Origin of the sequence: Actinomadura madurae, assembly GCF_047130825.1 — a bacterium.
Taxonomy (GTDB): domain Bacteria; phylum Actinomycetota; class Actinomycetes; order Streptosporangiales; family Streptosporangiaceae; genus Spirillospora; species Spirillospora madurae.
Genome location: NZ_CP083237.1, coordinates 5063313 through 5088859 on the forward strand (window position 1 = coordinate 5063313; position 25547 = coordinate 5088859).

The window sequence follows — 25547 nt, forward strand, 5'->3', positions numbered from 1 at the left end:
GTGCGGTGACCTGGCGGAACACGCCAGGAGTGCCCCGGCCTGGGAGCGCAGGAAGCCGCGCCGCCCGCGCCTACCAGGACGCCGCCGAAGCACTCAACGCGCCGTCGTGAACACGGCGTGACCTCATTCGTGAGAGCGGCCGAGGGCGCTGAAGGTGACGGGCAGCTGCGCGGGGCTGCGCGCCCACGGGGTCACGTCGAAGGGGAGGTCTTTCGGGTCGACCGTCAGGCGGACGTCGCGAAGGAGGTGCAGGGCCGTCGCCACCGCGGTGCGGGTGATGGTGCGGGCGGGGTCGCGTCCGGGGCAGGCGTGCGGACCGGCGCTCCAGGCCAGGTGGGTGCGGTGGCGGAGGACGGTGCCGGCGTGGGCGCGGTGGTCGTAGGTCGCGCCGCCCACACCGAGAATCATGGCGTCGCCGCGGCGGATGAGGCGGCCGCCCAGCTCGATGTCGCGGAGGGCGTAGCGCGCCGGAACGTTGGACATCGGGGGCGCGATGGACAGGACCTCGTCGAGGGCGTCGTCGACGCCGAGCCGGCCGCCGCGGACCCGGCCTGCGAAACGGGGGTCGGTCAGCATCAGGCGCAGCGCCTGGGCGATCCAGATGACGGTCATGTGGTTGCTCGCCGCGATCAGGAGGAGGAGGGAGTCGACGACCTCCGTGTCGGTGCGCAGGTCAGGGTGGGCCAGCAGGGCGCTGGTCATGTCGTCGGCGGGATGCGCGCGGCGGAGTTCCATGTTGGAGCGGAGCAGGCTCTGCATGCGGAGGTTGCCGTCCTGCGCGTCCTCACCGTTGCTCAGAAGGGCGCGCGTGGCGCGGAGGAGTTCGTGGCTCTGGCGTGGGTCCAGGCCGACGAGCTCCCCCATGCTCAGGACGGGGACGGCCGCGGCGTACTCAGCGACGAGGTCCGCCTTGCCCCGTTCGGCGAAGGTCTCCATCAGGTTGGTGCACAGGGTCTGCACGGACCGGCGCAGGCGCCGGTGGTCGATGGATTCGATGGCGCTTACCAAGGGTTCGCGGAGGCGCCGGTGGTTCTCTCCATCGGCATTGGTGGCGGCGTCGCGGGGGAACATGACCGGGCCCAGCGGGGAATCGGGCCGGACGGTCCCGTCCACGAAATCACGCCAGTTCTGGGAGTTCCGGGAGAAAAGGTGCGGGCTCCCCGTGACGGTCTTCAGTTCCTCGTAGCCCATCACCAGCCAGGCGTTGACGCCCGGTTCCAGTTCCACCCTTACCACGGGGCCGTAGTCGCGCCAGAGGCGTTCGAAGACCTCCGCCGAGTCGGCGCCGTTCGTCTCCCACAAGGGCAGTGGCTGGTCATGCACGGGGCTGGTCATGGGCTTGTCTTCCGGGCGCGGGCCGTGATGGCGTGTTCGGCAAGGGTGATGAGGGCGTCGATCGAAGAGGCTCGGTCGAGCGCGTTGCAGTCGACGACGGGGGTCTCGGGGAGGAGGTCGAGTGCCTCGCGCAGTTGGTCGGGGGTGTGCGCGGGTGAGTCCGGGAAATGGTTGACCGCGATGGCGAACGGGGCGGGGACGTGCGTCTCGAGCTGATCGAGTACGTCGAACGAGCCCGCCAGGCGGCGCGAGTCGACCAGGACCAGGACCCCGACCGCCCCCTCGGCCAGACCCGCCCACATGCTCCAGAAGCGTCGCTGCCCGGGGGTGCCGAAGAGGTACAGCGCCAGGCGGGAGCTGAGGGTCAGGCGGCCGAAGTCCATCGCGACCGTGGTCGTCGTCTTGGCGTCGAGGTGGTCGAGGTTGTCGATGCCGACGCTGGCCTGCGTCATGGGTTCTTCGGTGCGCAGCGGGGCGATCTCGCTCACCGAGCCGATGAAGGTGGTCTTGCCGACACCGAAGTCCCCGACCACGAGGATCTTCGCCGTGCGGGTGACGGTGTCGGACAGGTAGGGGCTCTGCTCGGTCGGGACCGCGCGGTCAGAGGTTGCGAAGGCCATCGAGCACCTCCTTCAGCAGGTCCGTGCTGGGTTCGTCGAAGCTTCCGGCGTGCGCGTGCAGGTGGCCGGAGGCCAGGAGATCGCCCACCAGGATCCGCACGACGCTGACCGGCAGTTCCAGGTGAGCGGAGACCTCGGCGACCGACAGGACGCCGCCGTTGCACAGGCGCAGGAGCGCGCGGAGCTGGGGCGTCGCCTCCATCGGAAGGGAGGTGCCGTTGGGCATCGTCTTCAGCAGCGTGTCGACGCCGATGCCCGGGTCGGACGGGGCCGCCCGGCCCCCGGTCAGCACGTACGGCCGCAAGGGTGTGTCGCGGTATGCCTCGGAATCATTCATGCGGCGCTTCCCGCGCGCCCCCGGGACGCCCGTGGGTGTTCCCGTCCCGTTCCCCTGTCCAGGGGACCTCGCCTTCATCCAGATCGCTCACGGCATGCCGCCCCCGCGTGCCGGGGTCGCCAGGGTCTGCTCCCCGAGCTTGAGGACCATCGCCTGCATCTCCTGGGCGATCAGCGCCGCGTTGATCACCGGTTCCGCGACCACGGCGAGGCAGGAGCGGGCGGCGGCGCTGCGGACGAACAGGTACCCGCCTTCGTGGCCCACCATCAGCTGGTGGAGCGCCTTCCCCCCGGAGCCGAACTCGCCGGCCTGGTCGCGGGCGAGGGAGAGCAGACCGCTGCAGCGGGCGGCCAGCCGGTCGCCCTCCTCCTGGTCGATACTCTCCGATCTGGCCTTGAGAAGGCCGTCCACCGAGCACACGATGGCGTGCCGTACGCCCTGAACACGCGCGAGGCGTCCGACGACCCAGTCCTGATCAGCGGTCACCAGTGGTCTCCTGTCAGTTCTTCTCGTCATGGTCCAGGGACGGCCGCTGCGGGCCCTCCCGGTTCTGGCCGGACGACACGGGGGGCTGCGGATTGGCGACGCCGGTGCCCTGGATGAGGGCCCCCATGAGCGCGCCCGCCTCTTCGGGGCTCTCGGGGGACGGGGCGATCGGTGGCGGGGAGATCTTCGCCCCGCCGTCCTCCCTGCGCCGGGAGACCCGGCGAGGGAGCATCGCGTCCTGGCCGTCCGGCGAAGGGTCGGCGCCGTCCGGCGGCGGTCCGGCGGGCGAGGGCGAGGTTGCCGGGGGGGACGGGACGGGCGAAGACCCGGTGCGAACCGACGGTGATGCCGTAGGGTCGGCCGGTGCCGCGGCGGGGGCGCGCGACGGCTCCGCACGCCGTTCGTGCAGCTCGCCCCCAACGGCCATGACAGACGGCGCGGCGGTCACCATCTCCTTGGGTACGAGGACGACGGCCTGGAGACCGCCGTACGGGGACTCGTCGAGGCTGACCTTGAAGCCGTGCCGCCGCACGTAGCGGGCGACGACGGGCAGGCCGAGCCGCGGGACCTCGCCCATCTCCGCCAGGTTCACCTCGTGGAGGCCGTTCAGCAGCTGGCGGGCCTGGGAGAACCGGGGCTCCTCAAGTCCGGCGCCGTGGTCGTCGACCCGGAAGACCGCGCCCTGCGCGGCAGCGGTCACCTTCACCGAGACGGTGGTGGCCGTCGGCGAGGACTCGGTGGCGTTGGCCAGCAGCTCGGCCATGACATGGATCACCGATTCCAGGGCCATGGGGGCGATCGCGATGTCGGGGTCGCCCTCGACGCTCACGCGCTGGTAGTCCTCGATGCGGGCCTGCGCGGCCTGCACGACCTCGGCCAGCCGCATGGGAGCGTCCCACTGCTGGCCCTCCCATGTTCCGCAGACCACCGCCAGGCCCTGCGCTAGCCGGGCGGCCTGTGCCGCGAGGTGGTCGATGTTCTGGCAGGCCAGGTAGACCTCGGGCAGGTCGCGGTTCCGCTCGGCCGTCGTGGCGGCCTCCGCCTGGACCCGGTGCATGGCCGACTGGACGCGCCGCGCCAGCGCCACGATCGTGAGCTGCTGCGACTCCAGCACGTCCAGGTTGTCGCGTCCCGCCTCCGCCGCGGCCTCCAGTGCGGTGTCCCGCAGCTTCACCAGCCGCGGGTCCAGCCCTTCGTCATCGGACGGCGGGACGGCGCGGCCGGCGATCGCCTCGGGGAGGACGCCGACCAGCCGCTCCACCATCGCGACCGCCGCCTCGTGCCCGGCGGACAGCTCGGCGACGCGGGTCTGCCGTACATCCTCGCGTCCAGTCCCCTCCTCCCGGGTCCGCAGGAGGTCCGCCGCCTGCCGTTCGAGTTGCTGGTGGTGCTGCGCGAGCATGAGCCTCTCGGCGCGTTGCAGCATGTACAGCCACGCCAGAACGCCGGACATCGCGAGCGCGACCAGGTCGGCGAGGACGGCGAGGTACCACGCGCCCGCCCCGAACAGCAGCGGAGCGGCGAGGATGGACGCCGTCACGAAGGCGGCGAGGGGCAGCACCGCCGCCCAGAGCGTCTGCGTGCTGGGCGATGCCGGGGTGGCCGAGGAGGGGGTCATGGGCGCTTCCGAGGGTCGGGACACGGCTTCGCGAGCAGGCACGCCGCAGCCCCACGGGCCCGTTCGACGCCGGGTGGGCCGACTCGGAAGGCGGCACGTCGCCCGTCGGGGTCTCCAGAGGGCGCGGGACGCAAGGGGCAGGCTGGGCTCACACGTTCATGCGGGTGGCATGGACGGGCGTAAGCAAACCGCGATGTACAACATGTCGTCAAGGCGCGGATCTTGGCTTCATATCGCGTTTGCGCAACGCATGGTGACGACGAATGCGGAAGCCGCCACTATTTTCTGGCAACTTAAAATTTCACTCTAGAATAAGATTCGAATTGCGGCCTCGGGCCCGGCCTCTGTGCCCTCAGATCGCCGCACCGGACGCCCGCCCGCATCCCCGCGACGGGCACCCGGCGTCTCCGCCTTCGCGGCTGGTCAGCGACCGCTTTCCCGGTGCCGGCCACCGTGACCGGTACCCCGTCCCGTTCCACCGGCCAGGGTCACAGCGGACGGACACAGCCGACCGGCGAGCGGCTCCGGATCGATCAGCGAAGGCATTCCTTGACACGTCGGGTACCTGCCCGGTAGCGGGGCGTGTCTTGGAAAATTGGACCCCTACCGTAGGCGCACGAGACCCAGACGCGGCGGCCCTCCAAGGCGCGCGTGACCACGATTGGCCAAATCGGCCAAATTGCTCCGCTACCCCACCTCGTTCCTGTATCGCAGGGTTCGGGCGTCGCTGGGGCGGGATCGTTGATCGACCTGGCCGGTCAGCGACGGTCAGGCGATCCGCGACCTGGCAGGACTGCCGGCCCACGGCCGCTGAAGCGACCCTCCACCGCTGCCGGCGCCGGCCAGCCCCGACCGGCGCGGCAAGGTCCTCGAACTCCTGGCCGTCCAGCCCTGGCGGGCATGGAAGGGCACCGAACTGGCCGCCATCCTCGGGATCGACAACGTCAACAGCTTCCGCTTCCAACTGTCCGAATGGTCACACCAAGGCCACATCAACAAGATCGGCCCAGCTCTCTACGGACCCGCACTTAAGCAAAGGCACGCCACTCCGGCAACAAATAGCTTCCGCAGGTCACCGGGCCGGGGAGGGCCTCCCCAGTTCCCGTCGCCACCATCGGTGCGTTCCGCGGCCCATACGCCGGGGAGTCCTTGACGGCTGCGCTTCCAGGATCTACACCGCGTCCATGGCCTTCGCCCCGATTTCGAGAGGCTCGGCACTCCCTCGTCCCACCCACCGGGCAGGCTGAGTAACGACGCCGCAGGCTTCGCTTCATGCTACGGACCGCACCGTCGCTCCCCCTTGAAAGGGCCTTTGACACTGGGCTCCAAGCCCGCCCGTTTCCAGACGAACCCGCCAGCCTGCTACCGGGCCTCCTGGCAGCTACCCGGACCGGACTTCCACCGGCAAGCGACGACGAGCTTACGAACAAGATCCACCGCTACGTCACGGCTTCACCTCCTGCTCTGCTGGGCGCACGGAAAGACCTCACTGTTTTCTACTCCATGCACGCCGGCAACATAGACTCAAGCCCGCAGAATCTCAAGTAAAACCAAGTTATACACAGACGAGCGGCGTGTCGCCCTATGGAAATGTGGACAGCCAACCAGCCTGTGACTTAACTAAACGGCATTGCGCGATGGCCGAATCATTCTTCGCGACCTTGAAGAACGAACGCGTGCACCGCACCCAGTACCCCGCTACAAGTCCGCAGCGAGTACGAGAACCGGCAGCTCGTAGCGTGAATTAGCCGTTAAGTAGCCGTCCGGAAAGTCCAGGGCGAGCCAATCCGGGTCAGAGAGATCTCCGACGGCGACCCCCTTCAACGTTCGTGGCAACTTGAATAAGCCACAAGGACTGTTGCGCGACCTCTGTGTCTCCCAACAAGGGATGAGTCCGCCATCCCAGCAGATCACGGAATCCAATGCATTACGGACCAGAGGGGAAGTTCGACCCGTCAGCGGTAACTGGTGACAAGTCCCACGGGCGCCCAGTTCCGATGTTCGGAACTAGGCCAGGGACGACCGGCCCTGCTGGCTACCCTGAGACTCGCCTGCACCTAAGAGGAAGGGATCTATCGGGATGAGCGTTGACCTCTCTCACCGTCAGATCGTCGCTAACGGCGTAGTCCACCATTACGTCACCGGCGGCCACGGAGCCCCCTTGGTGCTGCTTCATGGATTCCCGCAAACGTGGTTGCAGTGGATGCCCATGATCGACCGTCTTGCGGAGAAGTTCACGATCATCGCGCCGAACCTGCGCGGCCTCGGCGGTAACCCCGGACCAGCGACCGGATACGACAAACACAGCCTGGCCCATGACGTGCATGCCATCGTCCACTCAGCCGTGGGCGACCAGCCCATTGTGCTCTGCGGCCACGACATGGGTGGCTGTGTCGCGTTCGCCTACGCGCTGAACCACCGCGACAGCGTCCGCTCGCTGGTGTTGGTCGACACCCCACTGCCGGGCACGAGCCTCCTCGACGCAGTGGCGTCGAACCCACGTGCCTGGCACATCGCCTTCCACTCCAACGTCGACGTGGCACACATGTTGATCGCCGGCCGTGAACGCGCCTACATCAGCCAATTCGTGCGAGCCCGCAGCTACGACCAGGCCGCCGTTACTGAAGACGCTATTGATGCCTACGCCGCGGCCTACGCCGCCCCGGGCGCGATGCGAGCGGGTCTCGAATGGTACCGAGCACTCGGCCGGGACGCCGAACTGAACCGCGCGGCGATCATCGCGGGGGGAAAGCTGACCATGCCGGTGACTTTCGCCGCCAGTGGGGTCACCGCGGACGTGCCCAACCTCACCGCGATGCTGTCCGAGATCGCGACCGACACCCGCTTCGAGATCGTCGAGGGAGCCGGTCATTGGATTCCCGAGGAACAGCCCGAGAGACTGGTCGCCATGATCGAGGTCGCCGCAGGGCTTCCTGTGTAGGCTTCGGCAAGGCCGACCCCGCTGGTGGCGTGTTCCCAGGTGGCTGGGTACCGGGTCGCACCACGATGTCGTCGAGGCTCGCCGGATCGTTCGCCCCATGGTTGTCGCGTTCACGGAGCTCGCGGGAATGAGGCCCGTCGACGCGAACGACAAGGCAGCCTCGTCGAGGCACGCGTTCTACGGCCTGACCATCACCTTCACTGCGTCTCGGCGGTCCATCATGCGATATCCCTCTGCCACGTCGTCCAAGCACAGGGTGCGATCGAACACCCGACCCGGTTCAACAAGCCCTTCTCGGACAGCCGGCAGCAGTACGTCAATGTAGATTCGGACGTGAGCCACACCACCGGCGAGGGTGATGTTGCGGGCGAACAGTTTGCTGTGCAGGCCGACTGGCCCGTCGCCGTACTGCGGCACACCGACACGACGTCGATCAGGTCCCGCCGTTTCCAGCGGTGCAGGCACGACTCCGCGATGCTCAGTGACGCAGCCATGTCCCGCACCGATCGTCCCGACTCCAGTAGTTCCAGGGCACGCCGACGGAACTCCGGCGGGTAAGGCTTGGGCACCAGAACGATCTCCTTCACAAGATCGCCGAACCCTACCTCTCTCAACATCCATGCCCGTCAAACAGGGGCAACATCAGTGTCCGTGCAACGGGGGAACCTCACAACGGCTTCGGACACTGTTACGGCGTCGACCAGTTCATGGAGCATCACTTGAGTGGGTGGGAGAACAAGGCTGTTGCCTCGTGCGTGCGCGGCCAGTACGTCATGCGTGAGCATCCAACCGACCGTGTGCGCCTCACCGCTCACATGAGATGGACTCAACCCAGGCGGCAAGGTGACGAGGAAGAACTAGGTGTCGTAGCGGCGTTTGGATATCGGAGGCGTGATCCATCGGGACCACGGATGAAGGTGCGCTGTAGCCAGTGCGCTCCCCTGCTGCACGAGCACGTTAGCCAGTGTGATCTCGCCGCGCTCCACCGACAGCCGCGCCCGATCAAGGTCCATCGGGGGGTCTGGTTCGCAGAGCAGCACTCCTGTCTCCTCGAACAGTTCCCGCAGGGCGCCATTGACGAGGGCCCGAGTCGCGGTCTCATCGACGCCGAGACGAGCGGCGAAGGTCGCAGCTGTTCCGGTCGCCCACCGTATCGTCTCGTCACGGTCGCTCGCCTCGACGCGACATCCGGGGGGGAACACGAGCACAGTCATCGCTGCCGGTAAGGCTGCGGCGACGCCTGCAGACACGGTTCTGCGGACTTTCCGACTCATTGAACCTCCGGGTCGCTATGGATGACAGTGGTCTCCACGACGTACCAGCAGGCGACGCCTCAGTTCAGTGATCGACGACGTGTAGGACCTCGGTGAGCTCGGCTCGAGCTGTCCGGAAGCCGTTGGCAGGATGTCCGTCGTCGGCGAAGCCGAACGCCACCGCACAAACCACGAGCCGATCGTCCGGTAGGTCGAGGAACGAGCGGACCGCATCGGAGTACAGGGCGATTGCCGCCTGCGGAATTGCTCCCACCCCGCGGGACTCGAGTGCCAGCAGAAGGGTCGACACATAGCCCCCGCAGTCGACGGTCCCGTAGGCACCATGCCCTCGGTCGGTAGTGATGACGGCGACATGCGGTGCACCGAAGAAGGTCAGGTTCCGGTTGGCTTGCGCCACACGTCCGGCGACGTCGTCACGCTCGATCCCCAGGCTGCGGTACAAGGTGATCCCAGCCTCCCGACGGCGCGCCTTGTAGACCCCGACATACTCCTCCGGTGTGACGAGGTCAGCACGCTCTCCTCGGGTAGTGGCCTGTTCGACGAGAGCCCCGCTGAACCGCGGCACGGCATCGCCCATGACGAGGTGCACCTGCCAGGGCTGCGTATTGCACCAGGACGGGGTTCGTTGGGCGAGCGTCAGAACGGCCCTGATGGTGTCCATCGGGACCGGATCTTCCAAGAAGCTCCGACAGCTGTAGCGCCGCACGATCACATCGTCGAGGGTCCTGACGCCGACGCCGATCACAACGTCCCCTGGAGCCCGGCAGAGACAACGCTCTCGTCCGAGAGCACCATCGTGTGCACGATGCAGGGGCACCGCTGTCCGTCCACCTGCACCTGTCGGGGTCTCATCTGGTCCGGCAGCTGCGTGCAGCAGACCATGAGCCCCGATTGATCGTCGAAGTTCAGAGCAACTTTGATGATGACAGGAACCGCCTCTCCAAATGGTTGTTCGGTGCCGACGAACTCAACTTCGGCCGTGTCGGGAACTTTTCGGCGCATCCTCGTGCGTAGCCGCCTGCCGCCGACCACATTTCCTCCGTTCCAGGAACCGACGAAACGGATCTACGAAGCACCTCCACGGGGCCGCCGTGTACAGCGACCCGCCATCGTCGCGCGCCGCCGCGCAGGCCCGACTGGTCGACGAAGTGTCGTTCGTGGTCCTTGGGCTCACGTGGTTGCAGGAGCCCGGTTGCGACGGTCCGGGAAGCCCGACGGTGAATTTTGCTCACGGACGGGCACCGCAGGCATGGCTTTCACACACACGTCGAGCACGGCGCGAGACACGGCGTCGGTGCATGTGGCAATCCACTCCGGCTGGCTTGGGCTCAGACGCGCGAGTAGACCGGTCCGGGTCGCCAACGCCCGCACGATGCTCGGACCCCACCATGCTGTGAGTGATCTTGTGCTCGACAAGGAGGGCGGCCACGTTGTAGACGTCGCGGTCACCGTCACGACAGACGTGTGAGATCACAGGGCCAGTCGGAATCGGGCTGATTGGCACGCAGACTGCGCCGAGCCGAGCGGAGGCGAAGAACAGTTCGATCGACTCCAGGCGGGTGTCGAGCAGTACCGCGAACTGGTGACCGGGCCGGACGCCTCGCCGTTGAAGGCCGGCAGCGACGGAGAGGGTACGGTCGCGCAGGGTGACGGAGCTGAGCTGTGTGCTTTCAACTCCGACCGCCGGGTGAACCCCTGGCCCTATGGCGGCCGCGCGATCAAGCAACGTGAGGACGTTGCAATCGAGACGCACGGCTGACCCCTTCGCTGGGCGGGCTCGGTCAGAAGCTACGTCCACATTAGCGCCGGCCACGACGACTAATCGATATGGTTTCGCTGACCGGAACAACCGGGTTCACGGGCGCCGTTGGGTGCCACCGAGCAGTGTCTGGGATACGCAACTTCCCATGTGAAGCAGGTAGCGTCGAAGAGCGTCCGTATTTGCAACCGTCCTGCGAAGAAGGTCGATCTCATCGCGCTGCGCCGCCTCGTCAACTGGAAAAACGAGGTCTTTCGCGGCGGTCGACAGGGGAGAGGTGTAGTTCCAGAAATTCTCGCGTCGAACCTCGGAGTAACGATCGAGGATCTCGTCGTCGTGATGATCCACGATGACCGCAGAGAGAGCTTCGATCAAAGAGTATGCGTCAGCCAGTCCGCTGGTCATGCCCAGGGTCAGCGTGGGGTTGGTGAGGTGGGCTGCGTCACCGACGAGCAGGGCCCGGCCAACACGGAAGCTCTCGGCCGAGCGCTGATGGATCCGGTAGGGGTGCGAACCGTCGATCCGCGCTTCGACACCTTCGGGCAAGACCTGGCGCAAAACCGAATCCACACGCCTGTCAATGGTCTCCTCGGGCAGCAATCGGCTCTCCGCGAAGATGTACCGCCATAGCCCGCGAGCGTCGACTTGCGCCACGACGGCACCGAGCGAGGGGTCGATCTGGTAGCCCGCTATGTCGAAGCCGTCCGCTCCGAAATCGTGGTACAGGTTCGTAGCGACGAACCTGTCCGGCCAGGTGAGTCCCGCGAGGGCGAGTCCGAGATCGCGCCGGACGATACTGCGCGCGCCGTCGGCTCCGACAACCCAATCCGCCCGGTAGGTCTGCGCGCCGGACCCGCCCTCTGCGAGAACGGTGACCCCGTGCGAGTCCTGGGCGATTCCCGTCACCGTGGTGCCCCAGTCAACCACGCCACCATGCCGTTCGAGCTGCGACAGGAACGCGCGCGTGACGGTCTGCTGCCCGACATGAAGGTTGTACGGATGAGGGACGTCGTCAGCAATGGCAGCGAGGCCGACGTGGATACGCTCGCCCGTCCGACGGACGGCATACGTCCAACCATCAGTACGCAGCGCCTCTGCACGGCATTCTTCCAGCACGCCGAGCCGCTCGAATCCGCCGAGGATCGACCAGTGGTAGACCGTGTCGCGTGCGCCGGTAGGTGCCGAGATTCCCGTCTCGATGACGCGAACAGAGATGCCGGCCTGAGCCAGGCCGACTGCCGTTGCCAGGCCGACGCTACCCGCGCCGACAATAATTACGCTGTTGTCCTTCACCACGTGAACCACTTTCGCCTTGGGCTACGCGAGCAATCAACCTCGACTTTAACTCAAGTCTCGGACAAGGAGGTTGCGGCCACTTGTCCACGCAGCCCCGGTTGCGCCGAATTTGTCCGATTAGGGTGAGTAGTCGACCCCACCGGAGCTGCTGGTCCGAGCAGCGGCATGAGCAACGGCATGAGCAGTCAGCCCGCTCGGTGTCCGAGAAATGCCAAAGCGTTCTCGTGAAGGACGGCATAGGCCTCGTCCCTCGACAAGGCGCCCTGCTCTTGCGCCAGAGCGACGAAAGACCGGGCTCCATCGAGCTGGCCGGGGATGAACGGGTGGTCGGAGCCGAACATGACGTGCTCGTTCCCGAACCGTCGAACGAGCAGCCGCAGGTGTTCAGGGTCGAGGACGAGGGTGTCCACCCACAGCCTTGCGACGAGCTCGTCGAATGTGCTCTGCCGCCCGGGATCGACGCTCAGCGCGGTCCCCATCTTCAGCCGCGGGGCCGCCCACGGGAACGTCCCGCAGCCATGAGCGAGCCCGACACGCAGGCGCGGGCGCTCATCCAGCACTCCCCCGCAGATCAGGGCAGTCGCCGCCATCGCGGTGTCAGTCAGCATCCCCAGGCCGAAGTCGTAGGGCTGACCGCCGCGCCTGATCGAGTTCTCGCCTCCGTTGGCGGGGTGGACGAAAACTGCGGCATCGAGTTCCGCGGCGGCGTCGAAGAACGGGATGAGTTCGGGATCGTCCAACTCCCGGGTTCCGATATTCGTCCCGATCTCCGCGCCGGCGAGCCCAAGCTCGGTGACCGCGCGGTACAGCTCGCCAGCAGCCAACTCTCCGTCCTGCAGGGGGACTGAGGCAAAACCTGCCAATCGTCCTCCGGACGCCGCGACCTGTGACGCCAGGGAGTCGTTGACAGCCCGAGCGAAGTCGAGTGCGCGCTTCGGTTCGGCCCAGTAGGTCAACATGACCGGGGTCGGCGACACCACCTGCAGGGCGACCCCGTTCGCGTCGAGCTCCGCCAGCCGGGCGTCGAGATCCCAGAGCGACGCACGAACCTTCCGGAACGTGGTGGAAGGGCCGAGCATGATCCGTCCCGTTCCCGGGCCGTCCACCTCGGCCGTCACCAGCGAGGGCCAACGCTGGTCACCTGCACGCTCGGACCAGTCGCCGATGTCAGCGGGGAAGTAGTGCGCATGCACATCAGCCAACCCAGCCCGCTCTCTCACGGCTCCGCCCCCAACCTTCCTTGCACATATGGCCCGCGCTGAGCTCGGGCCGTTCGGCGCTCACGATAGGCCTCGTCGAGTGCCGTCGTCGTCGATGTTCCAGGCGCCGGAACGCCATGGCGCCCACGAAATCGCTGTAGTAGCGTGTTCCGGGCAACGCCAACGGAGGAGGTGCACCATAATCACCGACGCGCCTACCCAGAACTCCTTGGCTCGGCGAGAAACGGCCGAGCCGCCCTCCATCCTGACCAAGGCCTTCGATCTCCTGCGGGCGTTCAACTCCCAGGAGCGTGTGATGACGCTGAGCGAGATCGCCCGCGCCGCGCAGCTGCCGAAGTCCACCGTGCATCGGCTGCTCGCTCGCCTGATCGAGCTCGACGCCGTGGAGCCGCACGGTGAAGGGTACAAACTCAGCCTTGGCCTGCTCCAGTTGGGGGCGACGACTCCGGCGGCGAGCCTCCGTGACGTGGCGATGCCGTATCTCGCCGCCTTGCACCGTTGGACGGGATCGACGGTCCGGCTCGCGGTACTCCGTCAGTTCGACGTCGTATACCTCGAGAAATTGGCGCGGCTCGGCTCCGTTTGCAGTCTGTCTCGCGTCGGTTCCCGTCTGCCTGCGAACTGTACGGCCGTCGGAAAGGCTCTCCTGGCTTGGGAAGACTTCGATGACCTGGCACACTTCCTGCCTTCGCCGATGCCCAGGTTGACGCCGTTCTCTCGCGGCGATGTCGACAAGCTCATTCAGGAGCTGCGCGAGGTGAGAGCGACCCGCCTCGCGCGCGAGGAGAACGAGGCAGCCCTAGGGCAGTCGTGTGTTGCGACGCCCGTCATCGTCCAAGGACTTGCCGTGGCGGCGGTGTCGATCGGCTTCCCCACGAACAATCCTCCTAGGCAGCAGATGGACTTCATATTGCGCGAGGCCGCAGGGCACATCGCTCGTGATGTTCAGGTCTCGATCGGTGACTCGCGGCGCGCGAAGTGGTTTCAACAGCAGATCTGACGGTGCACGCGCTGCGTGGCGGGCCCGCCGCTGCCAGAGGTGTCAGTCGCACGTGCAGTCTCCGCGGTCGGTGCCGCCCAACACCGCGCTTCACACTCGGACTGATGCCGCGGGCGGCCGGCGTCGCTCGAGTCGCCACGCCGGACGAGCCGGGGCCTGACGCCGACGGTGACCGGGCGATTCGATCCCCGAGGAGCAGCTGGCCTGCTCCTCGGGGATCGGTTGGCAAGGGAGCGACAGGGATCGTGAGCTGTCGTCAGGGCTGCTCGACAACCTCGGTGAGCTCCGGACGCCTCTTCGAGACGCCGGCGGCGTCCGCAGTACGACGCGATACCTTGCCGTCACGGAAGAACTCGAGGAACACAGGGTTGAACAGGTCGGGACGATCTGTCTGGCCTTGGTGTCCACACTCCTCGGGATAGAAGAACTGCACGTTCGGCAGTGCCTTCTCCTGCTCGTAGCCCCACTCGACGGGCGTGAGGACGTCCTCGGTGCCGTAGAGGTAGATGCCGGGGAGCGTCACCGTGTCCAGGCGGCCCTTGGTGACGAGCCGCGCTGCGGTGTTCGCGTCCCGCCACGGGATGATGCGGTCGTACTCGAGGATGCTGGGCCAGAAGGCCTCGTGTGTCGCCTTGTGGCGGGTGGCCGCGAGGTAACGCATCTCGACCAGATCGTCACCGATGGCCTCCTCCCGATAGATGATCGACGCCATCAACGACCGCATGCCTTCGCGCGTGCCCTCCCAGCTCGGGATGATCTTGGGTCCCGGTCGATCGGTCAGTGGCTGGACGTCACCGATATCACCGGCGATGAGCGCGAAGCTGAGAATTCGTTCGGGATGGGCGACGACATAGTTCACGGTGTTGATGCAGCCCATCGAGTTCCCTGCAATGTGGAACTTTTCGAGAGCTAGGGCGGTGACGAATTCGTGAATGAAGTCGGCGTGACTGGCCAACGTGGTCGGCTGGTGTTCTGGTCTCGTATCTGACAACCCGAATCCGGGCATGTCGGGAGCGTAGACCCGAAACCCGTTCGCGCCGAGGAAAGGGGCCATGAATCGCCAGCCTGCCGTGCCCGACGAGCCCGGCAGACCGCCATGCAGCAGCAGGACTGCTGGACCGGTCGTGCCCGACGTCATGTAATGGGCCTTCGCGCCGTTGGGGAGACGCACCCACTGGCTCGACATGCCTTCGACCTCGATGATGCCTTCCTCAGTCAATCCCATGTGCTGTTCTCCTTCGTGGGCTCGAGCGACTCCGGTCAGGCGGCGGGGACGTCGATGCCTTCGACTGTCGACCCCTTGCTGATGGCTCTACGGATCCTCATGAAGCTGCGGGGGTCGTCCACCACCACGGCCCCGACCGCAACACCGTTCGAGTCGGCGTACAGCGCCGTCAGCCCCGTGTGCGCGTCACCGTGGCGTCGTGCCAGGCTGCCGATACCGGGGCGGCCGACGATCTGAATGCGGTGGCCGTACTGGTCGGACCAGACGTACGGCAGTTGCGTGGCCGGTGGCGGCAGCCCGAGAATGTCGGCGGCAACGACCGCCGCGTGCTCGTTCGCGTTCGTCCAGTGTTCGATGCGTAGCCGAGCGTTGTCGTAGAGCGGATGTGGCCATCGTGCGACGTCGCCGGCCGCGTGAATGTGGTGATGACCCACCACCCGCAAGCGATCGTCACAGTCCACCCCGTCCTCGATCGGCAAGCCCGAGCCGATCAGCCAATCCGTGGCGGCGCAAACACCGATCCCGACGACGACGAGGTCGGCGGGCAGCACCCGACCGTCGTCGAGCACTGCGCCAGTGACCGAGCCGTCGGCGTTGGCATCGAGACGGCGGAGTGTGACGTTCGTGTGCAGATCGACGCCGTTCGCTCGGTGCAGGTCGGCCAGCACCGCGCCCACCTCCGGACCCAGGATGTGAGCCATCGGCACCCGCTGCTTCTCGACGATCGTCACGGCACAGCCGAGGTCGTGCGCGGCAGAGGCGAACTCGGCTCCGACGAAGCCTGCACCGACGACGGTGACACGAGGACAACTGCCCATGGCGTCCCTCAGCGCTGTCGCATCGTCGGCGGTGCGGATGGTGTGTACCCCATTCGGGGTCTCGAACGGGAGAGTCCGGGGTGTGGCACCCGTCGCGATAACCAACTCGTCGTAGTGGACCGCACCCCCGTCAGCAGTTCTCACCACCCGCTGGTCCGGATCGAGCGCCACGGCGCGTGCGCGGAGCCGCAGGTCGACGTCGAGTGCGGCCAGCTCGTCGACCGTCAGTAGTGGGACGGCTCCAGGTGCACCACTGCGCAGGAGCATCTCTTTCGAAAGAGGCGGCTTGTCGTACGGGTGGTGGGGCTCCTCACCAATAACGGTGATGTCCGCTTCGCTGCCCAGCTTGCGCAGGGCTTGCACGGTACGGATACCCGCCACGGATGCGCCCACGATCACGATCGCCACGCTTTGAGTGTCGACCGCTCCGGGCAATCGGGAAAGCGGCGGTGCCGACCATTGGAACGACATGCGAGCTGTCAGATGAGGATGTACACCTTCGAATCGGGGTCGACCTCGACCGAGTACGTCCGGAGAGCCACCGTCGCCGGGAAGCACAGTGCCTCTCCGGTCCGAATGTCGAAGCGGGCCATGTGCAGCGGGCACTCCACCTCGTTGCCCTCCAGATCGCTGTCCGCGCCGAGCGACCACTGCTCGTGCGTGCAAGTGTCTGCCGTGGCGTACAAACTGCCGTCCTCGGTCCGGAACAACGCCACGGGCGGGTCCCAGTCGAGGGTCATTGACGCACCAGGGCCCAGATCACTCTCGAGGCAGGCGAACCGGCGTTCCATCTGGTTGAGACCTCCATTGTGGCCGGGCAGGGGCTCAGGGGCACTGTCTTCCGCACGTGTCCGCGCCCGCTTCAAGCGGCGTGCTGTTGACCCGGAAGAACCGGCTCGGCGGGTGAGACCGAGCCGGTTCTTCCGCTCGTCCGTCCAGCCGGCGACGACGGCTCAGGTGGCGCCCGCGACCGGCGTCTCGACCTGCGGCTGGCGCTGGCCCGCGTAGAACGGAGTCAACCTCTGATGGGGCTCGGGGGGCAGCTCCTCCCCGGTCATGATCTTGTTCCACTGTCGCCACCAGGTGCGCATCTGAAGTTCGTCGTTCGTGGTGGCCACCGGCTTGTGCATCCCGCGTGAGATGTCGGACCAGGCCAGCTCCTTCCGCGCGGCGAAGCTCCTCTGGCAGGTTTCCAGTGCCTCGACGTCATCCGGTGACGCCAGGCCGCCCGGACCCCAGAACGTGAGGAAGTTGTCGAGCCGCTGGCGCCTCAGCTCTGCTCCCTCCTCCGGAGGTGCAAGTTCCCAGGCCGAGACCTCCATGTAGTCATGGGAGACAGGATCGATCTTCCGAATGACCACGCCCATCACGAGGTCGATTACGACCAGGTTGGGAAAGATGACGAGGTTTCGCGACCCGCTCAGCCGGTCGACCCAGGCGTCTCCGAGCTTCTTTCGAAGGCGCTCGAAACGAGCGTTCCTCTCAGCCTTCGCGTCCTCGGACAGCGGCCTCCCGAAGACGGCATCCGTTCCTGGTCCGCCGACACCGACAGCATGGCCGTTGCCGAGGGCTATCCCTCGGGACTCGGCCATCGCGGCGGTGTCGAGGCTGCCGCGTGCGGCCACCACCATCTCGAAGTACCGCTGATGGGTGGTGATTGCGTGGTAACCGTCGTAACTGTTCTCGACCAGGAGCTTCCAGTTCGCGCGCACCGAGTACTCGTGCGTGCCCTCCAGGACCTCCATGCCGACCTCGGACTGGTCTGCCACCAGGTCGAGGTACTCCTTCGCGCCGGCCAGGTACGACGGCAGGTCCTGGACGTTGGGGTTGAAGCTGACGAAGACGAACCCCCGGTACGAGTCGACGTGTGCCGGTGAGGCAAGCCGCGGGCGCTCGAAGTCCGGCCCGTAGGACGCGTCGTCCGGCATGGAGACCATCTCGCCACTCGAGGAGAACGACCAGCCATGGTAGAAGCACGTGATGAAGCGTGCGTTGCCCTTGCCCTCGCGGCACAGCATCGCTCCGCGGTGGGGGCACGAGTTGATCCACACCCGGATCGACCCCTTGGAATCCCGTCCGAAGATGACAGGACGCCCCGCGACCCGACGGGTCTTGAAGTCGTTGTTCTTCTTCAACTCGGTTTCGTGGCCGACATAGAGCCACACCTTGTCGAAGATCTCCTCGCGTTCACGGGCGAAGACCTCGGGGTCGGTCATGGCTGCCCGGTTGACCCGGAAGCGTGGCATCTCACGGTCGTCGTCAACGAAGTGCGACATCTGCACGACTCCATCTCTCGGTATGTGCGCGGGCTAGTGAACGCTGGCCGCGTAACGCAGCCGCCAGGCCGTGGCGAGCGGAGTAGGGCGGGGGGCCACCATGGCGTCCAGCCACTCGATGATTCGCTGCCAACTGTCGAACGCAGCCGCGTGGACGGGCGGCTCGTGCGAGTCGCGGTAGAAGTCCTCGCCGACGTCAGGGTACTGAACGACCTCGCTGTAGACGCGTGTCCGAGACATCAGAGCGGACGTCAGGACCACCGGCCACTCCCCTGATGCTGGCCCGTCCCCCGAGGCGAGCAGGCCCAGCCAGGGAGCCCGCAGGCTCAGCCGGCTCACGCGGTCGCCTTCCATGAGCAGAGCAGGCATCCCCGTCGGTGCAACGCTGACCGCACCACCAAGGGGCACACGACCTGCCGCGAACAAAGCCGCCGATCCCCCCGTGCCGAATCCGACTATTCCGATCTGCTCCTCGGACCAACCACGTTCTGCCAGCCGAGTAACGAGGACATCGACCAGCGTGTCGCCCCATTCGGCCTTGCTGTCACGGAGATGCGTTGCGGCGACCGATTCATAACCGTGGGCCGCCACCTTGTTCATGGCCTCCGTGCGGTCGTAGTCGGTGCTGTCCGCATCAAGCAAGATCAGGACCGCGCCACGAGGTATGCCTCCCAGCCACAGGGTGTGGATCGGCACCGTTCGCTCACCCAGAACGACCTCTGTCGAACGGGGCTGGACGCGAACCTTCTCCTCCACCTCAGCCTCCTGATCCTGCACTGCACGGCCGACCGAGGTTGCCGGCCGACAGGTCGAGTCTGTCCTGCTCCTGCTGGACCGGCAGCGACTGTTTCGACGACCGGAACCGGCCGCCGAGTCCTTCACATCTACGGACCGGCGGCGTGCCGTGCGTCAGGGCCGGTGCGCCCGCTGTGGAGCCCACGGCCAGTACTTCGCCGTTGCCCCCCCATCGACCGTGATGTTGCTGCCAGTGATCATCCGAGAGTCGTCCGATGCGAGGAAGACGACCGTTCCCACATAGTCCTCGGGCGAGGGCAGCCGGTCCATGGGGAACTGGGAGTAGAAGTCCATCGGGAACTTCGTGGGCTCCTGAAGTGCCGCAACCATCCGAGCGATCACTTCCGGATCCTGCGGCTGGGTGGCGGTGGGCGTGAAACCGTTGACCCGGATGCCGTGCTCCGCGAGTTCCATCGCTGCCGACCGCGTGAAGTTGATCATTCCGCTTTTCGCAGTGCTGTAGGCGATGTTTCCGGGCTCGCCCTGCCAGGCAGCAGTGGAGAGCACGTTGATGATGCTCCCGCCGATCCCCGCGTCGACCATCGCGCGCGCAGCCGCCCTGGTGAAGAGGAAGGACCCGCCGAGGATGATGTCGATCTGCCGCCGATACTGGTCGAGGGGCATGTCGAACAGGCCTTTGCGGTTGAACGAGACAGCATTGTTGAGGAGAACATCCACCCGGCCGAACCGATCGAGGGTCTGGGCCACCACGTCGTCGGCGTGCGACTCGTCGGTCACGTCACCGACGACCGCAAGAGCCTCGCCGCCCTCGGAACGGATTCGGTCGGCGCAGGCCTTCGCCACATCGTCGGCGACGTCCGTGCACACCACCCGTGCGCCCGCGGAGGCTAGGCCCCGCGCCAGGACCCCCCCTATGTTGGGGCTCGCTCCGGTGACCACGGCGACCCGGTCCGCTAGTGGCCTCACAGGATGATGCTCACCTTCCCCTGCGGACGCAGGGCATCGAGATCGAGCACCGACTTGCGCACGAGGAACTTGAAGCTGTCACCCTCCCGCTCGAGCACATGCCGGTACTGGCCCATATAGGTGTCGAGCACTCCGTTGCGCACCCGGAAGATCGCGAAGTTCGCACGGACGTGGACCTGGTCGTCCCCGTCTGCAGAGACCTTGAGATTCGTGATGAGTCGACGGGTGCGAGAATGCGGATACTCGGCATGGGCGGAGCGGGTCAGCAGGGAGTTCACCCTCTGCTCGAGAAGAAAGCGGTCGTCCTGGACGAGGAAGAGATCGACCGTCGGATCCCCGTCCGGAAGATCGGTTGCGGGCACCAGATATCGGGCACCCGTCGTGAAGAGGCCGAGCCATTCGTGCAGTCGCCAGGTGTCCAGCAGTTCGGCCTCGTCGATCAGGAACTCCTCGACGGAGTTCCTGATCGTCAACTGCTCGGCATTTTTGCTGCCTGTTCGGGCCACGTCTTCCACGGTCATCATGTCCCCTTCCGGTGGACGCACACTGCTACTGGGCCCGAACACGCGCCAGACCGCGTTCCGCGGCCCGGAACGGCAGAGGCACCCGCTCGTTCGCGCGACTCGGAGATGGTGCCGTCACACTCGGACACGGACCACCACCCCAGCGGGCAGAAGCGCTGGTCGCGACGAGACTGTTCCGGATGTATCGCCGACGTCCTAGCTCAACCTGTCCGTATCAGTCCGCGCCTGGCTCGGCGAGCGGTTGCCGAGAGGGACCATGCGCGAGTCGTCACGCCCGGAGCACCCTGCGGCGCGCAACTCCCGTCCCGAGATCCTGCACCCGTCCGATCCTCCTGCCGCTGCAACGCGTCCACAGCAGGTGTCATAATCTCTTCCCCGGTTCGTTCTCAAGCGTCCTTGTCTTCCTGCGGCTGCCTGCCTGTGAGGATTGCCGGCACTGACGCCGATCGCCGTAAGAGTCCTTATCCGCCGGCCTGCTTCAGATGGGCGAGTAGCCCTGTCGGCCGTGGCGACATCGCTGCGGCGAAGCGTCGCATCTCGGTTCGGGCCACCGCCCGGCGGTGCACCTCGTCGGGACCGTCGGCGAAACGGATGATCCGGCTCTCTGTCCACATCCGGGCGAGAGGGAAATCGGCGCTGAGGCCGGCCGCGCCGTGGATCTGCATCGCTCTGTCGAGTACCCGGCCTGCCATGCTCGGCACGGCCACCTTGATTCCCGAGATCTGGCTGGCAGCCTGACGATTTCCCGCCGTGTCCATGAGATGGGCGGTGTAGAGGGTGTAGAGGCGCGCCTGGTCTATCTCGATGCGCGCGTCGGCGACCCATTCGCGGATGACACCCTGGTCGATGAGTCGTGTCCCGAAGGTCGATCGTGTCGTGGCCCGATGGAGCATGAGCTCGAGAGCTCGCTCGCACGCACCAATGAGCCGCATGCAGTGATGGATGCGGCCGGGTCCGAGTCGTGCCTGCGACATCGCAAAGCCGGCGCCCGCCTCACCGAGCAGATTTCCGACGGGTACTCGGACATCCTCGAAGGTCATCTCCACGTGGGATTCGAATGGGTTGTAGCCCATCACGGTGAGGTCTCGCTTCACCGTGATACCCGGCGTGTCCCTCGGCACGAGGACCATGCTGTGCCGCTCGTGGCGCGCTCCGTCCGCAGATGTGATGCCCATCAGGATGAGGAGACCGCAGTTGGCCCGGTTCACCCCGGAGATCCACCATTTCCGCCCGTTGATGACCCACTCGTCACCCTCACGAACAATCGACGTCTCGATGTTTGATGCGTCCGACGACGCGACCTGAGGTTCGGTCATCACGTAGGCCGAGCGGATCTCGCCGTTCATCAACGGCACGAGCCAGCGCTCCTTCTGCTCGGGCGTCCCGAACATGGAGAGCAGTTCCATGTTGCCCGTGTCCGGCGCCGAGCAGTTCATCGCCTCGGGGGCGAGATGGAGGCTCCTGCCCGACAATTCGGCGAGTGGAGCGTACTCGCTGTTGGTGAGGGGTTCGTGCCCTTCCTCGTTATGGGGAAGGAAGAAGTTCCAGAGGCCGAGACTACGAGCCTTGCGCTTCAGCTCCTCCATCACCGGTGGCTGCTGTCGTTCGGGACCGGCCGCGGCCACCTGCTCCTCGTACAGTGCCTCGCGGGGGTAGACGTCCTCCTCGAGGAAATCGGTCAGGACCTTCATGAGCTCGGCTGTGCGTGGGGTGGTGTCGAACAAACTCGGCCTCCGTCTCGGCTGCAGATGACGTATGCATCTGACGTGGTGTCCGGGAACCCGGGGACATCGCCTCAGGCTTGTGATCGTCCGCTGATGCGCTGGCGAGCCCGGGCGAAGAGAGCCAGCGTGGTGGCGTGCAGGGCCATGCCGGTCGCGGGGTCAGCCTTACCGGCCTGCGCTCTTGCGTAGGTACCTTCGAGCACTATGCCGAGCTTGAAGCACCCGAGGACGACATACCAGTCAATGGCCGAGAGGTCCCGGGCCGACCGCTCGCCGTAGTGGACGACGAGCTCGTCTGCTGCCGGGAGACCACCGGCACGAGCCAGGGCCGACCCGATCAGGTCAGTCCCGGAGCCTTCGGGCCAAACAGCAATGAGCTGTCCGAGGTCGAGAACGGGGTCGCCGATCGTCGACATCTCCCAGTCGACGATCGCGGCGACCTCCCCCCGGTCGGGCCTGAACATCACGTTGGCAACGTGGTAGTCGCCGTGCAGGATGCCGGGTGACCAGCTACTCGGACGATTGTCCGTGAGCCACGCCGCGACGCGGTCAAGTCCGTCGATCTCCGGCCCCGCGTAGCCCGGCAGTGTCGAGTAGCTATCGAGCTCACCCATCCAGCGGTCGACCTGGCGCTCCAGGAAGTTGTCAGGCTTGCCGAACCCGCCCAGACCGACCCGTTCGTGGTCGACGGCGCCCAAGGTGGCGAGAGCCTCGACAAGCGCCAGTCCGGCCCGATGTCGGATCGCGATGTCGTGCTCCCACCGGTCCGGAAGCGCGACCCGTGCGTTGAAGCCGTCAACAGGCTCCATCAGGTAGAAGATCGCGCCGTGCAGCACGGTGGGGTCCTCACATGCAGCGATCAGGCGGGCATGCGGAACACTCGTTGAGGCGAGGGACGCGAGCAGCGTGATCTCTCGGCTGATGTTCCTGTTGCTGCGGGGCCGGAGGTGCTTCGGGCCTCGCCGTAGTACGTACCGCCGACCTGCTCGCTCGAACGCCACCATGACGTTCTGAGTGCCCCCGCTCAACGGCTCGAACGTGGAGAGCGGTCCGGAGCCGAGTTCTTGTTCGTCCATCCATCGACGAATAGCGGCACGGTCGAGGGCCGGATCTTCTGGCCCGGAGGCGGTCATCTCTCAAGCTCCTCGTCGGGCGTGCGAACGTTGTGGACGTGTCGACCACCGGGGTGAGCTTCCGATGCTCTCGGATGTGGCTTCTCGCGCGCACGGCGCATTCCGCGGGCCGGAAACGGTGCCGCCGCTCGCTCGGACGCCACCCCCGGACCTATAGGACGTTCACGCTGACGGGAAGCGCGGTGGTGCTGCCTCCGGTCTCAGTACCAAACGTCCGGTTGTGGGCCAGTTTCGTAGGGCCGTGTCCACAGCGTTCATGCTCTCATCCAGTGAGTACACCGAGGCGACCGACCGCGAGAGATCGATGCGTCCGAGGGCAGTCAGCCGCACGAGGTTCGCGAGATCGTCCACGCGCGAACCGAAATGGCCCACAACCTGTCGGCGCCGTGATCCCAAGGCCGTGTGGTCGTCGATCGTCAAGCTCATACCGGTCATCGCGAGTAGGATCAGCCGTCCGTTTCGGCCGAGCACCTCGAGAGCCTGCGCCCCGGCCGCAGGGTCCCCCGATGCCTCCAGAGCGACATCTACTCCGCCAGGTGCTGCTGCAGCCAACTCTGCGCCGAAGGTCTCCGACCCGGGTTCCAGCACGACATCCGCACCGGCGGCGATGGCCAGATCCCTCGCGGCGGCCCGGGGGTCCACCGCGACCACTGGTGCCGCTCCGATGAGACGGCCTAGCTGTACCGCGTGCGCGCCCAGCCCGCCGATCCCCCATACACCGAGCGAGTCACCCGGTCGCGGGCCTGCCGGCCCGGTCAGCGCACTCCACGGCGTCGCAACAGTGCTCGGAAGGACGGCGGCGTGTTCGAAGCTGATGGAGGTCGGAAGAGGGACGAGGCGGGACGACGGTACGGCGACATAGGCCGCCCAACCACCGTCCCGGTCCAGGCCCAGCACGTGCTCGGCGGAGCGTGAGCTCACGATCGGATGGACCACCACCCGTCGGTTCAACGGCCATCCGTCGACGCCGGCGCCAGGGGCGGCGACGCGGCCCGCGACCTCGTGGCCCGGGACGATCTCGGTCCGGCCGGGCACGTGAGTGGGGACCCGCCCACTGATCACGTCGAGATCAAGCCGTCCCACTGCGGTCGCTGCGACCCTCACGAGTACCTCCCCGGCCGCCGGACGGGCCCTCGGTACGTCGACAACGCCAACGTCCCCGCTCGTCGCGTCGAACCGGACGGCCCGCATCGTCGGACGGCTCACCGCGGTGGGACCTGCAGGACAACCTTGCCCAGCGATGTCCTGCGCTCCACCTCACGCAGCGCGTCGGCGGCTTCAGCGAGCTGGAACCGGGATCCCACGACGGGCGCGACCAGGCCGCGGCGCCCCATGTCTGCGAGAGCATCACCGATCCCCCGGGCCACCCGGGGATCGGCCTGCACGAACGGCCCCCAGGCCGCGCCCACGACACCGACGTTGCGCAACAGCAACCTGTTCACCTTCACGGAAGGGATCTGCCCGTCGGCAAAACCCACGACGATCACCCGCCCTTCCTGAGCGAGCACGCGCAGGCTGACGGTGAACCGATCACCCCCCACCGGATCGAAGACCGCATCCACGCCACGTCCATCGGTCAGGTCACGGACCTCATCCGTCCATCCCGTGCGCAGGAGGACGACCGGGACGTCCGGCATGTGAGCGAGCACGAAGTCGCGCTTGGTCACCGAGCTGACCACCGCGATGGGCTGTGCGTCGAGTCCGGCGAGTACCTGCAGGGCCGCGGTGCCGACGCCCCCCGCTGCGCCGTGGACCAGGACTGTCTCGCCCGATGCAACCCGACCGCGGTGGGACAGGCAGAAGTGGGCGGTCTGGTAGTTCAGCACCAGTGCGGCGCCCTGCTCGAAGCTCAGCTCGTCGGCCAGCCGGAAGGTGAAGTCGGGACTGGCGGTCGCCCGCTCGGCGAAGCCCCCGAAGAACGTGCAGGCGGCGACCCGGTCTCCCACGGTGACTGGCACCTCCGGAGGTGCCCAGTGCACCACCCCGGCGACCTCGACCCCGGGCACGAACGGCGGCTCCCTCCGATCCTGGTACTTGCCGTAGGTGTAGAGCAGCTCGGGAAAGCTGACTCCCGCTGCGCGGACGTCAATGACCACATCCCGACCATTCTCGGGCGGATCCGGGATCTCGACGAGCTCCAGCCCGTCGGGGCCGGCCAGCCTCCGGAGTTCCTGCGCTCGCATCCCCCGAATCTAGGCATTGCGTCCGCGGACGGACTGTGGGCATTCCAGCGCTCGGA

At 66.6% G+C, this 25547-nt stretch carries 24 protein-coding genes and 1 pseudogene; 2 read left to right on the forward strand and 23 right to left on the reverse strand.

Going from position 1 to position 25547, the window contains the following annotated elements:
* Window positions 1–123 precede the first annotated feature (123 nt).
* From K8Z49_RS22805 to K8Z49_RS22825, 5 genes are all read right to left on the reverse strand, one after another.
* Window positions 124–1335: a cytochrome P450 gene (locus tag K8Z49_RS22805; protein WP_412520718.1), complete on the reverse strand. Its 1212-nt coding sequence runs from the start codon at window positions 1333–1335 to the stop codon at window positions 124–126.
* Complete coding sequence (locus K8Z49_RS22810) at window positions 1332–1955, reverse strand: GTP-binding protein (RefSeq protein WP_412520720.1); 624 nt, start codon at window positions 1953–1955, stop codon at window positions 1332–1334. The genes K8Z49_RS22805 and K8Z49_RS22810 overlap by 4 nt, the downstream gene beginning before the upstream one ends.
* On the reverse strand, window positions 1936–2292 hold the full coding sequence (locus K8Z49_RS22815) for a DUF742 domain-containing protein (RefSeq protein WP_412520722.1): 357 nt from the start codon (window positions 2290–2292) through the stop codon (window positions 1936–1938). The genes K8Z49_RS22810 and K8Z49_RS22815 overlap by 20 nt, the downstream gene beginning before the upstream one ends.
* An 87-nt stretch (window positions 2293–2379) precedes the next feature.
* A complete protein-coding gene (locus tag K8Z49_RS22820) occupies window positions 2380–2778 on the reverse strand; it encodes a roadblock/LC7 domain-containing protein (protein WP_412520724.1) in 399 nt (132 codons plus the stop codon).
* 13 nt (window positions 2779–2791) lie between these two features.
* Entirely contained in the window at window positions 2792–4396 is a 1605-nt protein-coding gene (locus tag K8Z49_RS22825) for an ATP-binding protein (RefSeq protein ID WP_412520725.1), read from the reverse strand.
* 2080 nt (window positions 4397–6476) lie between these two features.
* Between K8Z49_RS22825 and K8Z49_RS22830 the strand changes: the two genes are divergently transcribed.
* The gene (locus K8Z49_RS22830; RefSeq protein WP_412520727.1) at window positions 6477–7337 is read left to right on the forward strand and encodes an alpha/beta fold hydrolase; all 861 of its coding nucleotides are present in this window, start codon (window positions 6477–6479) and stop codon (window positions 7335–7337) included.
* A gap of 177 nt (window positions 7338–7514) precedes the next feature.
* Here K8Z49_RS22830 and K8Z49_RS22835 read toward each other — a convergent pair whose 3' ends face one another.
* From K8Z49_RS22835 to K8Z49_RS22865, 7 genes and pseudogenes are all read right to left on the reverse strand, one after another.
* Complete coding sequence (locus K8Z49_RS22835; RefSeq protein WP_412521362.1) at window positions 7515–7802, reverse strand: hypothetical protein; 288 nt, start codon at window positions 7800–7802, stop codon at window positions 7515–7517.
* A gap of 29 nt (window positions 7803–7831) precedes the next feature.
* Window positions 7832–7954, reverse strand: a pseudogene (locus K8Z49_RS22840) (hypothetical protein); the annotation flags it as partial.
* Window positions 7955–8194: 240 nt separating this feature from the next.
* On the reverse strand, window positions 8195–8551 hold the full coding sequence (locus tag K8Z49_RS22845; RefSeq protein ID WP_412520729.1) for a hypothetical protein: 357 nt from the start codon (window positions 8549–8551) through the stop codon (window positions 8195–8197).
* Window positions 8552–8675: 124 nt separating this feature from the next.
* Window positions 8676–9356, reverse strand: coding sequence for a nitroreductase (locus K8Z49_RS22850; protein WP_412520731.1), 681 nt, complete (start codon window positions 9354–9356; stop codon window positions 8676–8678).
* Between the two features lie 483 nt (window positions 9357–9839).
* Window positions 9840–10424, reverse strand: a complete 585-nt coding sequence (locus K8Z49_RS22855; RefSeq protein ID WP_412520733.1) for an AMP-binding protein — start codon at window positions 10422–10424, stop codon at window positions 9840–9842.
* A 42-nt stretch (window positions 10425–10466) separates the two neighbouring features.
* Window positions 10467–11666, reverse strand: a complete 1200-nt coding sequence (locus tag K8Z49_RS22860; protein ID WP_412520735.1) for an FAD-dependent monooxygenase — start codon at window positions 11664–11666, stop codon at window positions 10467–10469.
* A 185-nt stretch (window positions 11667–11851) separates the two neighbouring features.
* Window positions 11852–12859, reverse strand: coding sequence for an amidohydrolase family protein (locus K8Z49_RS22865; RefSeq protein WP_412521128.1), 1008 nt, complete (start codon window positions 12857–12859; stop codon window positions 11852–11854).
* A 121-nt stretch (window positions 12860–12980) separates the two neighbouring features.
* On the opposite strand from K8Z49_RS22865, the gene K8Z49_RS22870 reads away from it, so the two are divergent.
* Window positions 12981–13886, forward strand: coding sequence for an IclR family transcriptional regulator (locus K8Z49_RS22870; RefSeq protein WP_412520737.1), 906 nt, complete (start codon window positions 12981–12983; stop codon window positions 13884–13886).
* 256 nt (window positions 13887–14142) lie between these two features.
* Here K8Z49_RS22870 and K8Z49_RS22875 read toward each other — a convergent pair whose 3' ends face one another.
* From K8Z49_RS22875 to K8Z49_RS22925, 11 genes are all read right to left on the reverse strand, one after another.
* Window positions 14143–15111, reverse strand: coding sequence for an alpha/beta fold hydrolase (locus K8Z49_RS22875; RefSeq protein ID WP_412520739.1), 969 nt, complete (start codon window positions 15109–15111; stop codon window positions 14143–14145).
* Window positions 15112–15146: 35 nt separating this feature from the next.
* Entirely contained in the window at window positions 15147–16337 is a 1191-nt protein-coding gene (locus K8Z49_RS22880; RefSeq protein WP_412520741.1) for an FAD-dependent oxidoreductase, read from the reverse strand.
* A gap of 71 nt (window positions 16338–16408) precedes the next feature.
* The gene (locus K8Z49_RS22885; RefSeq protein WP_412520742.1) at window positions 16409–16720 is read right to left on the reverse strand and encodes a non-heme iron oxygenase ferredoxin subunit; all 312 of its coding nucleotides are present in this window, start codon (window positions 16718–16720) and stop codon (window positions 16409–16411) included.
* Window positions 16721–16882: 162 nt separating this feature from the next.
* Window positions 16883–18205, reverse strand: coding sequence for an aromatic ring-hydroxylating oxygenase subunit alpha (locus K8Z49_RS22890; RefSeq protein WP_412520744.1), 1323 nt, complete (start codon window positions 18203–18205; stop codon window positions 16883–16885).
* A gap of 33 nt (window positions 18206–18238) precedes the next feature.
* Window positions 18239–18961, reverse strand: a complete 723-nt coding sequence (locus tag K8Z49_RS22895; RefSeq protein ID WP_412520746.1) for a dienelactone hydrolase family protein — start codon at window positions 18959–18961, stop codon at window positions 18239–18241.
* Window positions 18962–19114: 153 nt separating this feature from the next.
* Window positions 19115–19927 (reverse strand): SDR family NAD(P)-dependent oxidoreductase, encoded by an 813-nt coding sequence (locus K8Z49_RS22900; RefSeq protein ID WP_412520748.1) that lies wholly within the window; start codon window positions 19925–19927, stop codon window positions 19115–19117.
* Window positions 19924–20451 (reverse strand): aromatic-ring-hydroxylating dioxygenase subunit beta, encoded by a 528-nt coding sequence (locus tag K8Z49_RS22905; protein WP_412520750.1) that lies wholly within the window; start codon window positions 20449–20451, stop codon window positions 19924–19926. The genes K8Z49_RS22900 and K8Z49_RS22905 overlap by 4 nt, the downstream gene beginning before the upstream one ends.
* A 461-nt stretch (window positions 20452–20912) precedes the next feature.
* Window positions 20913–22175, reverse strand: a complete 1263-nt coding sequence (locus K8Z49_RS22910; RefSeq protein WP_412520752.1) for an acyl-CoA dehydrogenase family protein — start codon at window positions 22173–22175, stop codon at window positions 20913–20915.
* A 71-nt stretch (window positions 22176–22246) separates the two neighbouring features.
* Window positions 22247–23308 (reverse strand): phosphotransferase family protein, encoded by a 1062-nt coding sequence (locus K8Z49_RS22915; protein ID WP_412520754.1) that lies wholly within the window; start codon window positions 23306–23308, stop codon window positions 22247–22249.
* A 162-nt stretch (window positions 23309–23470) separates the two neighbouring features.
* Window positions 23471–24499: a zinc-binding dehydrogenase gene (locus K8Z49_RS22920; RefSeq protein WP_412521130.1), complete on the reverse strand. Its 1029-nt coding sequence runs from the start codon at window positions 24497–24499 to the stop codon at window positions 23471–23473.
* A gap of 11 nt (window positions 24500–24510) precedes the next feature.
* Window positions 24511–25491, reverse strand: coding sequence for an NADPH:quinone oxidoreductase family protein (locus K8Z49_RS22925; protein ID WP_412520755.1), 981 nt, complete (start codon window positions 25489–25491; stop codon window positions 24511–24513).
* Between the last annotated feature and the right edge of the window lie 56 nt (window positions 25492–25547).